The following is a 12804-nucleotide window of genomic DNA, read 5'->3' as shown; positions in this document are numbered from 1 at the left end:
CCGTTACTGGCTGTCGCCCTCGCTGGTGTCGCCGGCCGTGGACTCATCCGCGGGTGGCTTGGCATCCGGGAGTTTGATTTCCACGTAGGCCTGATCGCGGATTTCCTGGCGCCAGTTCTGCAGCTCTTCTTCGTAGCGGCGGTTGCGCAGCAGGTTGGCGGCCTGATTGCGGATGTACTGATCTGTCATATCCTGCTGGCGGCGGCCTTCCACCTGCAGAATGTGCCAGCCAAACTGGCTGCGGAACGGCATGCTGATCTCGCCCACCGGGGTGTTGTTCATGGCCTGGGTGAACTCCGGTACGAACTGACCGGGGTTGGACCAGCCCAGGTCCCCGCCCTGCAGCATGGTGCCGATGTCTTCGGAGTTGTCTTTGGCCGCGTCTTCAAACTTCAGTTCGCCCGCCTGGATCTTGTTGCGCAGATCGGTCAGCAGGTTGTAGGCGGCATCGTCGTCGCGGATGGCCGAGGTTTTTACCAGGATATGGCGGACCTTGGTCTGCTCGACCACCTGCTCGGTGGCACCGCGCTGTTCATGGATTTTCAGCAGATGGAACCCGGCATCACTGCGGAACGGCTTGGTAGTGTCACCGACGCCGACCCCCTCGAGGGCATCGGCAAACAGGGTGGGCAGTTCCACGGTTTTGCGCCAGCCCAGATCACCGCCCTGCAGGGCGTTCTGGCCAGCGGAGTTGGAGATGGCCAGGGCACGGAAGTCTTCGCCACCGTTGGCTTTTGCGTATACCGAATCCGCCTTGGCGCGGGCTTCGGTCACTTCTTCCGCCGGGGCGCTGGAGCTCACCGGAATCAGGATATGGCCCAGCAGGTACTGGGGCGACTTCCAGAATTCGCCCTCTTTGGAGCGCAGGAAGTTGTTGATGTCCTGGTCGGTAATCTGGATGCGGCGGCTGACGCTGCCCTGTTCCACCCGGCGGATAATCAGCTCCTGGCGGATCTGCTGGCGGAAGGCATTGTTGGAGATGCCGTCGGCTTCCAGCTTCTGCTGGAACTGGGCCGGGGACATGTTCATGTTCTGCTGTACCCGGGCGATGGCCTGATCCAGCTCCTCCTCGGAGATGGTGACACCGGCGCGGGCGCCCATCTGCAGCTGCAGGCGCTCGACAATCAGCTGCTCCAGCACCTGGCGGCGCAGGACGTCGGTGGGCGGAGCCTGTACGTTCTGTGCGGCAATCTGCTGGGCAATGGTCTGCATACGCTGGTGCAACTCACTGGCCATCACCACGTCGTCGTCCACCACTGCCACTACGCGGTCCAGCTGTTGTACCTGGGCCCAGGCGGGGATCGCGATGGCGCTGGCGGCGGCCAGAGGCAGCAGGCTGCGGCCCAGTGCGCGACGGAAGGAGGTGAACATCTGCATTATTGTCATCACTGTTTCAGTACTTCTCGTTGTTCAAAGTTGGCAATGCCCTGGGTAAGTATGCGTGTGACCGAGCCGCCAATACCAGCCAGGCCCTTCAACTGCAGTTCAATATAGACGCCTTCGTCGAATTCCAGCTCCTCAGGGGGGACGACGTCGGCCAGGTCATTGTCCAGTTCGCGGCGCCACAGCAGGCGGGTGCGGTAGCAGCAGGTGTCATATTCGATCCCCGCCAGGTACTCCAGTTCCCTTTCAAAGGTCAAATCGTAGTTGGCCCGGGCCAGGAGGGAAAGCCGGTCATTCACCGGCCAGGCGGCAGACAGGTCGATCTGCTTGACCGGCCCCTGGATCAGGTAGGTGTCGGTGCTGTCGTAGACCTCTTCCTTGCGCAGGTAGCGGTAGCTGGCATTGAGCAGGCGGAAATCGTCATCCAGATAGCGCAGGGTGACATTGCCGCGGTTTATGGTGTGGTCCGTGTCGTGATAGATCACCTCGCTGCTGATACGCAGGGCATCCGTGGGGCGGCTCTCCAGTCGCGCGGCAAACTCCGAACGCGGCACATCTTCGATAAACTCCCGCAGCTCGATACGGCTGGCTTCGGAGTAAAAGATCTGCCCGGCGCTGGCGGCGAACAGGTCGCGGCCGCTACGCGGGTCGATAAAACGTGTGGTAAGGCCGAAGGAGGCGCGGTCGGCATCATCGATACGGTCGTGGCCGTTGAAACGGCTGTCGCGGAACAGTTGGTCGTAACTGAAGGTAAACAGCGAGGTGTCGTACAGCAGGTCATTGCCGCCGTCACTGGAGCTGCTACTCACATTGAGGAAGTCGCTCTGATCCGCGTCGGTGCTGGCCATCAGGAACAGGCGTGGTTCCAGGGTCTGCACATACTCCTGCTGGAACAGGTTGCCGTAGCGTTCGAAAAACAGGCCGCTGTCGATGGAGATCTGCGCGGCGGAAGCCTCCGGGGTGTTCATGTCCGGATCGGCGAGAAAGGTTTCCGCCAGCTCGTAGCCCAGGTAGATGCCGTTGATCTGTGGGTTGAAGAAACCCCACAGCCACTGTTTGTCCCAGCCAAAGCTGTAGTTGGCGTAGGCGCGGGTGGCGTTGACGAAGTCGCGGGTGCTGGTGGTGACACTGTCCGGGTCATCCACATCCGCGATGTACTGAATGGTCTGGGTATCCTGGTGATCGAAGGTGGTGATTTCGTGTTCCAGCAGTAACTGCCAGTCATCCCACTTGTAGTTGCCGTTTACATTAAGCCGCGGCAACTGGCTGTAGGTATCGAAGCGATCCTTCACCAGCTGCTGGTATTCCTGCGCGCGGAGACTGGCAAACCAGTGCTCGGTGGTGAGGCTGGCCTGCGCGGACTGGCCCAAGCTGGTCATGGCGCGAGCGCTGACGTTTTGTGGCACCTTGATCTCGGCATTGTCGAGATCGCGGAAGTAGTCTGGATCGCTGACCCGGGTGTAGTCGATCTTGGTGCGCCACAGGCCGCCGGTGCCACCCTGCTGGTTCAGGTTCACATACCAGCGGTCTTCCCCTTTTGCCGGCAGTACCAGGTCTTCCGGAAAACCCTCGTTGATCAGGCGACGGGCATCTTCATCATTGCCGCCCTCGTCGTCCGGCAGCCCGGCCAGACGCAGTTCGGTGCTGAATGCCGGGCTCAGGTGCCGGCCCTCCAGTTCCAGGCCGGTACCCCGGTATTGCACGTAGCGCGGAGCGATGGTGGCATCCAGCTGCGGTGCGATATTCCAGTAGTAGGGCACGGCGATGTCCCAGCCGTTCTCATCGCTGTTGCTGATGCTCGGGAACAGGAACCCGGAAAGGCGCTCATCCCCCACCGGAAATCGCAGATAAGGGAAGTAGAAGACCGGCACATCGGCAATCTCCAGGCGCACATTGCGTGCGGTGCCCTGGCGCTCCACATTGTCGATGGCGATCTCGCCGCCGATCATGCGCCAGAAAACGTCGTCCGGTTCACAGCGTGTGTAATTGCCTTCGGTCAGAATCAGTTCCCCGCTGGCCTCGCGGGAGGCGAAGCGGGCGGAGCCGTGGGCCGTATCTTCGTGAACCACGTAAGTGGCGTCTTCGATGGAGGCCGCCTTGCTGTCCGTGTGGACCTCGGCGGCCTTGCCGCGCACCAGCATGCCCGGTTCACGCATTTCGATGGCGCCGCTCAGGTAGGCGGTGTTTTCCTCGCGGTTGACGTCGACCTGGTCGGCAAACAGCTGGCGATACCCCTGGGTAATATGTACATTGCCACGCAATTGGGCGGTGCCATTTTCCAGCCAGTCGGAGCTGTCGGCGGTGGCGCGCAGGGGTGATTCTTCCGGCAGCTTGTCCGAATCGGGGTACGCCCGCAGTGGCTCCACAAACATGCCGCCACAGATAGGGGATACCTGACTGCGCAGGCGAGGGTCCAGCTGGCTCTTGGGAAACCAGTCCAGGTACAGGTAGGGGTTCTCTTCGAGCTCTGGTGCCGACGCCGTTTCTGCGATTGCCGTGAGTGGCCACAGGGAGTGAGCGGCGAGCAGGCCGAAAGCGAGGGAGCGGGGGCGTGACAATTGTCCTATGGCCAGCGCAAGACGGCGCCAGCGGGAAGCTTCCAGCATCGAGTGATTGGTTCCAGCTATCTTTAGAGTCTGACTTGTGATCCGGCCATAGAGCGTGGCCCTGTATTTGGCCCTGGGCGAGACCGCGCGAGTGGCGCCAAAAAGCGCGTATCCGGTAAAGACGGAGCCGGTGCGCAAAAATCAGCGGTCGATTCTACTTGAATGGCCGTAACCATGGAAACCGCCCGTGCGTTGGCCGGGCCAGATTAGCGGGTGATCCGCACCGCGGCTGCCGCTACAATGCCCAGCTTTTAGGCAATATACCGCCGATGGGAAAAAGCGCCGCGGCGTATTGCGCGGGAACCGGTCGCCGTAGGCGGCAACGAATGTATTGAAAATGACAGGTGGTGGATGAACGAGTGTGTAACCCAGGCCCCGGACGAGCGCAAAGAACAGTTGCGCCAGTGGGCAGCCCGCGCCCTGCAGGCCGGCCATGAGCCACTGCAGCTGCCGCCTCTGGAAACGGCTCTCACGCTCCAGCCCCTGTCCGGGGACGCCGGCTTCCGCCGGTACTTCCGCACCGATACCAACCCCAGCCTGATTGCGGTGGATTCCCCGCCCGGTAGAACCAACGTCAGCCGCTTCGTCGCCCTGGCCGATTATCTGCGTCGCAACGGTATCCACACGCCGTTGGTGATCTCCGCGGATATCGAACACGGCTATATGCTGCTGGAAGACCTCGGCGACACCCAATTGTTGCGAGAGCTCGATGACGACAGCGTCTCCGGCCTCTACGCCGAAGTCATGAGCGAGCTGCTGTGCCTGCAGCAGATCGGCCGCCAGGAGGGGCTTTTCCCTCCTTATAACCGCGAGCTGCTGCATATGGAAATGCGCCTGCTGCCCGAGTGGCTGGTGGGCAAACTGCTGCAGCGGTCGCTGAGCGACGAAGAAAATCAGCTGCTGGAGCGGGCCTTTGCGCACCTGCTCGACAGCGCTAGCAGTCAGCCCCAGGTACTGGTGCACCGGGACTATCACAGCCGCAACCTGATGATCCGCGACGGCGAGCGCCCCGGTGTGGTCGACTTCCAGGATGCCGTCTGGGGCCCGGTCACCTACGACCTCGCGTCACTGTTGCGCGACTGCTACATCCGCTGGCCCCAGGAGCAGGTGGAGAACTGGGCGCTCGCCTACGCCTCCACCGCGATGGATGCCGGCGTGATTCCCGAAGTCGACGGCAAGACCTTCCTGCGCTGGTTCGACTGGATTGGCCTGCAGCGCCACTTTAAAGTCCTCGGCCTCTTCCCGCGCCTGTATCTGCGCGATGGCAAGCACGGCTACCTGCCGGATCTGCCCCTCGTCATACGCTACACCCTGGAAGTGTGCGATAAATACGAAGAGATGCAGCCCTTCGCCCGCTGGTTCCGCACAGAGATCCTGCCCTTGATCGAGCAGCAGGACTGGTACCGCGACTACCGCACCGCCGGCGAGCGCCAGCACGCAGAAACCGAACACCCTTGATCAAACCCTGACGAAAGCCAGACAAAAGCCACAAGATGACAGCCCAACCCACCAAGGCGCCCACCGCCATGCTCCTTGCCGCCGGATTCGGCAAACGCATGCGCCCGCTCACCGATCACACCCCAAAACCGCTGATTCCGGTACTGGGCAAACCGTTGATCGAATACGCCATCGAGCGCCTGGTCAACGCCGGCATCAGCAACCTCGTCATCAACCTCGCCCACCTCGGCGAGCAGATCCGCGCACACCTCGGCAATGGCGAGCGCTTCGGCGCGACCATTCAGTACTCAGAAGAGAGCCAACCCCTGGAAACCGCTGGCGGCATCAGCAAAGCCCTGCCGCTACTGGGCGACGCGCCTTTCCTGGTGGTCAACGGCGACGTCTGGTGCGATTTCGATTTCGCCCGGTGGGTCAACAACCCGCTGCCGGAAAACTGCCCCGGCCGTCTGCTCATGGTGCCCAACCCGCCCCACAATCCCGAAGGCGACTTTGGGATTGATGAAGGCCTGCTTTCCGGCACCACCAAACCCAGATTCACCTTCGCCGGTATCAGCTACCTGCGCCCGGAAATTCTCACCGGTTATCCGAAAGCCCGGGAGTGTTACGGTCTGGGGGAAGTGTTCGCGTATAACGAAGACAAGATGCAGGCGGAAGTGTATGGCGGCGACTGGTGCGATGTCGGCACCCCGGAAAGGCTGAATAAGCTGGAAGAAAGGCTAAAGGCGAATTAACGGACCCGTTTGCTTACGAAGTAAAAAAGTACAAACCGAAGGCCGGGTGCCGGGTGGAGCTTTTCAGGATCGTCGCAAACAGGATGTTTGCGCCGAAGCGCCCAGGGATGGGTTCACCGCGGTCCTGAAAAGCTCCACCCGGTGCCCGGCCGCTACCGGCGGTCGTAAAAACACTAAAGACCCCGGAGCTATAACCAAAGCACCGAGACGAGAAAATGCCAGACTACAAAATCGCACCCTCCATCCTCTCCGCCAACTTTGCCCGCCTGGGTGAAGAAGTTGACAGCGTCCTCGCCGCCGGCGCCGACTGGGTGCACTTCGACGTAATGGACAACCACTACGTCCCCAACCTCACCATCGGCCCCATGGTCTGCAAGGCGCTCCGCAACCACGGCGTCACCGCCCCCATCGACGTCCACCTCATGGTCGAACCCGTCGACGACATGATCCGCATGTTCGCCGACGCCGGCGCCACCTACATCACCTTCCACCCGGAAGCCAGTAAACACGTCGACCGCTCCCTGCAACTGATCCAGTCCCTGGGCTGTAAGGCCGGCCTCGTATTCAACCCCGCCTCCAGCCTCGACGCCGCCAAATACGTACTCGATAAACTCGACATGATCCTCCTCATGTCCGTCAACCCCGGCTTCGGCGGCCAGAAATTTATTCCCGCCACCCTCGGCAAACTGAAGGAAGCCCGCAAACTCATCGACGACTCCGGCCTCGATATCCGCCTCGAGATCGACGGCGGTGTCACCAAAGACAACATCCGCGAAATCGCCCAGGCCGGCGCCGATAGCTTCGTCGCCGGCTCCGCCATCTTCAACGCGGATGACTATGCGGAAGTGATCAAGGTGATGCGTTCAGAGTTGGCGCAGGCCTGAGTTGGGTCAGGTGCCCTGAATACCCGCTGTGGCGCTGGAGCACCGGGTAAGGGTTTTTGAAACCGCTGTGAACCCCCGCGAGCGGGGCCGGCCACCAATCATAGATTGGTGTCGTTAGACTGCGCGCGAAGCAATGCTTCGCAAACGCTTGTCTAACCCCTAAACGCTGCGGCGCAAACATCCTGTTTGCGACGCTTTCAAAAACCCTTACCCGGCACTCCAGCTTCGATTTGTATTTCGTTGCCTTGTAGCAGCGAAGAGGGGCGTACAGCCGACTTATTGCAGAATATGAAAGCCGGAATCTAAGCTGAGGTGCCGGGTAGGGCTTTTCGGAACCGTCGGCGACAGGACGTCGCCGCCGGAGCGTACAGGGATGTATTCACAGCGATTCCGAAAAGCCCTACCCGGTGCCTCGGCGCCACTGAAAGTGAAAAGAGCCTGACGAACCACCGAAAGAACCACAAAATCCCAAGCTTGCCGCCTCTACCAGAGATTTGTACACTTGCTCGCCGGAATACAGGGAAGCAACTCGACGCTGCGAGATTCTGACATTGAACTGCACTGCCCCCCACATCAACAGCTGGCGATGGCGCCACTGATCCTTAAAGCCTGAAGACCAGGAACTGGTCCGACGGGCGCCTCTCTCACGGGTAGGATTTCACAACTCATGCGCAATCCAGACCCGAATACAAAACTCAACGCATTGCATACACCGGAGTCGCCATGACCCCCAGCGAATACGCCCAACTTGCGTCTAAAGGATTTAACCGCATACCTCTGGTCCGCCGCGTACTGGCAGACATAGAGACCCCACTCACCACCTACATGAAGCTCGCCGCCCGCGATGGCGGTCGCTACAGCTACCTGCTGGAGTCCGTGCAGGGCGGGGAAAAGTGGGGGCGCTACTCCATTATCGGCCTGCCCGCCCGCACCGTACTGAAAGTGACCGGGTACGATGTTGTGGTCGAGCGCGACGGAAAAATCGTCGAGCAGCACACCGTTGAAGACCCTCTGGCCTTCGTCGAGGAGTTCCGCGGACGCTATAAAGTGCCGGAGATAGACGGCCTGCCGCGCTTCAACGGCGGACTGGTGGGGTACTTCGGCTACGACGTCGTGCGCTATATCGAGCCCAAACTCGCCGACAGCTGCCCGCCGGATACCCTCGGTAACCCGGATATCCTGCTGATGGTCAGCGACGAGCTGGTGGTGTTCGACAACCTCGCCGGTGCCGTGCTGTTTATCGTGCACGCCGATCCGGAGCAGGGGGATGCCTTTGAAACCGCCCAGCGCCGCCTAGACGAGCTGGTGGGTCAGCTGTCGCAGCCGCTCGACAGCGTCGAACCCCTCGGTATCGACGGCGATCACACCGCCGAGGACACCTTTACCTCCCATTTCGGCGAAGATGCCTTCAAACAGGGCGTACACAAGGTCAAGGATTACATCCTCGCCGGCGACGTGATGCAGGTAGTGCCGTCCCAGCGCCTGTCCGCGCCGTTTACCGTACCACCGCTCAATCTGTACCGCGCCTTGCGCAGCCTGAATCCGTCTCCATATATGTACTTCCTCGATCTGGGGGACCACCAGGTGGTGGGTTCCAGCCCGGAGATCCTGGTGCACCTGGAAGACGGCGATATGACCGTGCGCCCGATCGCCGGTACCCGCCGCCGCGGCGCCACCGAAGCGCAGGATCTGGCGCTGGAGCAAGACCTGCTGGCGGACCCGAAAGAGATCGCCGAGCACCTGATGCTGATCGACCTCGGCCGCAACGATGTGGGCCGCGTCGCTCAGACCGGCACCGTGCAGGTCACGGAAAAAATGGTGGTGGAGCGGTACTCCCACGTGATGCACATCGTCTCCAATGTGACCGGCAAGATTAAACCGGAGCTGCACGCCATTGATGCCCTGCGTGCGGCCCATCCGGCAGGCACCCTGTCCGGCGCGCCCAAGATTCGCGCCATGGAAATTATTGACGAACTGGAACCGGAAAAACGCGGTGTCTACGGCGGTGCCGTGGGCTACCTGGCGTGGAACGGCAACATGGATACCGCCATCGCGATTCGCACCGCGGTGATCAAGGACGAAAAAGTGTATGTGCAGGCCGGCGCCGGCCTGGTCGCGGATTCCGATCCGCAATCCGAATGGGACGAGACCATGAACAAGGCGCGGGCACTGTTCCGCGCCGTGGCCATCGCCACCGGGCAATAACTTATTTTTCTTGATCCATTGGAAGCAGTTGAACCGATGAATAGTGAAATTTCAGTAGGGCAGAAGCGTAGTTTTGCTGAACAGTGTCGCCGGCTGGTCGATACACCGATTTTCAATCAGGTGATTATCGCCCTGATCTCGGTGAACGCCGTGGTGGTGGGGCTGGAAACCTCCACCTGGGTATTGGAGCGTTTCAGCAGCACCCTGCACGGCATTAACCAGCTGATCCTGGGTGCGTTTATGCTGGAGGCGGCCATCAAGATGGCCGCCCACGGCAATCGCCCCTGGCGCTATTTTGCCAATGGCTGGAACGTGTTTGATTTCTCCATCATCGTGCTGAGCCTGATCCCGGCAGCGGGGCCCATGGCCACACTGGCGCGCCTGGTGCGGGTGCTGCGGGTATTGCGCCTTGTGTCCGCGTTCCCGGAGCTGCGCCTGCTGGTAGACACCCTGCTGCGCAGTCTGCCGAGCATGTTCCATATCAGCCTGCTGATGGGAATCATTTTTTATATTTACGGGGTGGCCGGTTACTTCCTGTTTCACGAAATCGACCCCACCCACTGGCGCAATCTGCCCATCGCCCTGTTGAGCCTGTTCCGCATTGTCACCTTTGAGGACTGGACCGACATCATGTACACCGCGATGGAATCCATGCCGTACAGCTGGATTTATTTCCTGAGCTTTGTGGTGATGGGTGCGTTTGTGATGATCAACCTGTTTATCGGGGTGGTGCTGAATAATCTGGAAGAAGCCAAGCTGCGTCGCCTGGACGAACTGGCCATGCCCCCCAGCCAAACCGAAATTCTGCGCGAGCTCCGCGCAACCCAGGAGTCACTCGCCCGGCTGCAGAAGCGCCTGGGTGACCTGGGAGATGAGAAAGGAAGCGAACCATGATCCTGATGATCGACAACTACGACTCCTTCACCTTCAACATCGTGCAGTACCTGGCGGAGTTGGGGGCGGAGGTTGTGGTCAAGCGCAATGATGAAATTACCGTTGCGGATATTGAAAAGCTGAACCCGGAGAAAATCGTAATCTCACCGGGCCCCTGCACACCGAACGAAGCGGGCATCTCCATGGAGACCATCCGCACCTATGCGGGCAAGCTGCCCATTCTCGGCATCTGCCTGGGCCACCAGAGTATTGGCCAGGTGTTTGGCGGTCGCGTGGTGCGCGCCGGGGAAGTGATGCACGGCAAGACCTCGCCGATTATTCACAGCAATCTCGGTGTATTTAACGGTCTCTCCAATCCGTTCGAGGCCACCCGCTATCACTCGCTGGTGGTGGACAAGGGCAGTCTGCCGGATTGTCTGGAAGTCACTGCCTGGACCGAGACTGAAGACGGTGAGATCGACGAGATCATGGGCGTTCGTCATCGCGAGCTGCCGATCGAAGGGGTGCAGTTCCATCCGGAGTCGATTCTGACCCAGCATGGGCACGATATGTTGCGGAATTTTTTGGAGTCTTGAGGTATTGGGTTGGTGCTCCATAGATGGGCTGGTGGCGGTGCTGCTACCGGTATCCGTTTGCGAGACACGCCGTGAACCCATCCATGGGGGCTCTTCCGCGAGGTCCCTCTCGCGGAAGGTCTCGCAAACGGATACCGGTATCAGCGCCTTAGCGTTAGACATCGGCGTTTTTGCGAACCCCGGGAAGCTTAATTCTTAGGGAAGGGGAAAATAATGAATATCCAACAGGCCATCGGAAAGCTGGTCGAAGGTGAGCATCTCACCCGCGGAGAAATGCGCGAGGCCATGGGCCAGATTATGCGCGGAGAAGCGGAAGACGCGCAGATTGGTGCCTTTCTGGTGGCCCTGCGCATGGGTGGTGAATCCGTGGAGGAAATCACCGGCGCGGTGGAGGTGATGCGCGAATTGTGCACCAAGGTCGAGATCGATGAGACCAACGCGGTGGATATCGTCGGTACCGGTGGAGACGGGGCCAACCTGTTCAACGTCTCCAGCGCTTCCAGCTTTGTCGCCGCTGCCGCCGGGGCCAAGGTGGCCAAACACGGCAACCGTTCGGTTTCTTCCTCCTCCGGCTCTGCAGACCTGCTGGAAAAAGCCGGTATCTACCTTCCCCTGACCCCGGAACAGGTCGCCCGCTGTATCGACGGCGTGGGGGTGGGCTTTATGTTTGCGCCCAGCTATCACAGCGCCATGCGCCACGCCATTGGCCCGCGTAAAGCGCTGGGTCTGCGCACGATATTCAATCTGCTGGGGCCGTTGACCAACCCCGCCGGCGTAAAGCGCCAGGTGATCGGAGTGTACGATCCGCACTACAGCCGCATGCTGGCGGAAGTATTGCAGACTCTCGGTTCCGAGCATGTGCTGGTGCTGCACAGTGACGATGGTCTGGACGAAGTGAGCCTCGCGGCGGAAACCCGCGGTTGGGAACTGAAGAACGGTGAGCTGAAAAAAGTCACCATCGCCCCGGAGGATTTCGGTATCGAGCGGCAGAACCTGGACGGGCTGTGTGTGGAAGGCTCCGAAGAATCTCTGGCGCTGATCCGCGACGCCCTCGGCAAGCGTGAAACCGCCGCGGGGGACAAGGCAGCTGATATCATTGCCATGAATGCCGGCATGGCCATCTACGTGAGTGGTGTGGCCGCAAGCCGGGCGGAAGGGGTGAGCATGGCGCAGGACGCCATCTACAGCGGCCTCGCCGGAGAAAAGATTAACGAGCTGGCCGCCTTTACCAGCGCATTCAAAGAGTGAAGTAATGAATACCCCAACAATTCTGAAAGCCATCGTCGAGCGCAAATGGGAAGAAGTGGCCGAGCGCAAGAAACAGGTCAGTCAGGATGAGATGCAGCAGCGCGCCCTCAAGCAGCCGCCCTGTCGCGGGTTTGTGAAAGCGATTGAGGCCAAGCGCAACGCCGGTGAAGCGGCGGTCATCGCGGAAATCAAAAAAGCCTCCCCGAGCAAGGGGGTGATCCGCGAAGACTTTATTCCCGCAGAAATAGCCACCAGCTACGAAAAGGGCGGTGCCGCCTGTCTGTCCGTGCTCACCGATGTGGATTTTTTCCAGGGGGCAGACGAGTATCTGCAGCAGGCTCGCAATGCGGTGCGCCTGCCGGTCATCCGCAAGGATTTTATCGTGGATCCGTATCAGGTGTACGAGGCCCGTGCCATCGGTGCCGACTGCATCCTACTGATCGCCGCCTGTCTGGACGACACGCAGCTCACCAGCCTGAATGACCTGGCGCTGGAACTGGGGCTGGACGTGCTGGTGGAAGTGCACGATCGCGAGGAACTGGAGCGCGCGCTGAAACTACCTAACCGCCTGATCGGCATCAACAACCGCAATCTGCATACCTTTGAGGTGCAGCTGGAAACCACCTTTGGACTGCTGGACCGGATTCCCGATGACCGTATCGTGGTCACCGAAAGCGGTATCCACACTACCGACGACGTAGCGGCCATGCGCGGTCACAATGTGGATACCTTCCTGGTGGGTGAAGCTTTTATGCGCGAGCAAGAACCGGGCCGCCGCCTGATGGAGCTGTTTAACTGATCCGTCGCTGGCTCCCCCGTC

10 protein-coding genes are annotated in these 12804 nt (G+C 60.5%); 8 read left to right on the top strand and 2 right to left on the bottom strand.

Features of this window, described 5'->3' with window-relative positions; genetic code table 11:
• Positions 1-3: 3 nt before the first annotated feature.
• Entirely contained in the window at positions 4-1386 is a 1383-nt protein-coding gene (locus LRR79_RS01000; RefSeq protein WP_231758581.1) for a peptidylprolyl isomerase, read from the bottom strand.
• Positions 1386-3989, bottom strand: a complete 2604-nt coding sequence (locus LRR79_RS00995; protein ID WP_231758580.1) for an LPS-assembly protein LptD — start codon at positions 3987-3989, stop codon at positions 1386-1388. Before LRR79_RS00995 ends, LRR79_RS01000 begins: the two co-directional genes overlap by 1 nt.
• A gap of 351 nt (positions 3990-4340) precedes the next feature.
• Here LRR79_RS00995 and LRR79_RS00990 point away from each other — a divergent pair, with 351 nt between their 5' ends.
• The 8 genes from LRR79_RS00990 (at position 4341) to trpC (ending at position 12783) form a co-directional block, all read left to right on the top strand.
• Positions 4341-5447, top strand: a complete 1107-nt coding sequence (locus LRR79_RS00990) for an aminoglycoside phosphotransferase family protein (RefSeq protein WP_231758579.1) — start codon at positions 4341-4343, stop codon at positions 5445-5447.
• Positions 5448-5482: 35 nt separating this feature from the next.
• A complete protein-coding gene (gene murU, locus LRR79_RS00985; RefSeq protein WP_231758578.1) occupies positions 5483-6178 on the top strand; it encodes an N-acetylmuramate alpha-1-phosphate uridylyltransferase MurU in 696 nt (231 codons plus the stop codon).
• 215 nt (positions 6179-6393) lie between these two features.
• On the top strand, positions 6394-7062 hold the full coding sequence (gene rpe / locus LRR79_RS00980) for a ribulose-phosphate 3-epimerase (protein WP_231758577.1): 669 nt from the start codon (positions 6394-6396) through the stop codon (positions 7060-7062).
• Between the two features lie 723 nt (positions 7063-7785).
• Positions 7786-9267 (top strand): anthranilate synthase component I, encoded by a 1482-nt coding sequence (trpE, locus tag LRR79_RS00975; protein ID WP_231758576.1) that lies wholly within the window; start codon positions 7786-7788, stop codon positions 9265-9267.
• 36 nt (positions 9268-9303) lie between these two features.
• Positions 9304-10161 (top strand): ion transporter, encoded by an 858-nt coding sequence (locus LRR79_RS00970; RefSeq protein WP_231758575.1) that lies wholly within the window; start codon positions 9304-9306, stop codon positions 10159-10161.
• Entirely contained in the window at positions 10158-10736 is a 579-nt protein-coding gene (locus tag LRR79_RS00965) for an anthranilate synthase component II (protein WP_231758574.1), read from the top strand. Before LRR79_RS00970 ends, LRR79_RS00965 begins: the two co-directional genes overlap by 4 nt.
• A gap of 213 nt (positions 10737-10949) precedes the next feature.
• A complete protein-coding gene (trpD, locus tag LRR79_RS00960; protein WP_231758573.1) occupies positions 10950-11984 on the top strand; it encodes an anthranilate phosphoribosyltransferase in 1035 nt (344 codons plus the stop codon).
• Between the two features lie 4 nt (positions 11985-11988).
• Positions 11989-12783 carry an indole-3-glycerol phosphate synthase TrpC gene (gene trpC, locus LRR79_RS00955; RefSeq protein WP_231758572.1) on the top strand — a complete coding sequence of 265 codons (795 nt, stop codon included), beginning with the start codon at positions 11989-11991 and terminating at the stop codon, positions 12781-12783.
• Positions 12784-12804 lie beyond the last annotated feature (21 nt).

The sequence above is a fragment of the Microbulbifer elongatus genome (assembly GCF_021165935.1).
Classification (GTDB): domain Bacteria; phylum Pseudomonadota; class Gammaproteobacteria; order Pseudomonadales; family Cellvibrionaceae; genus Microbulbifer; species Microbulbifer elongatus.
Note: the sequence above shows the minus strand (reverse complement) of the source record. Positions and strands in the feature narration are given on the sequence as shown.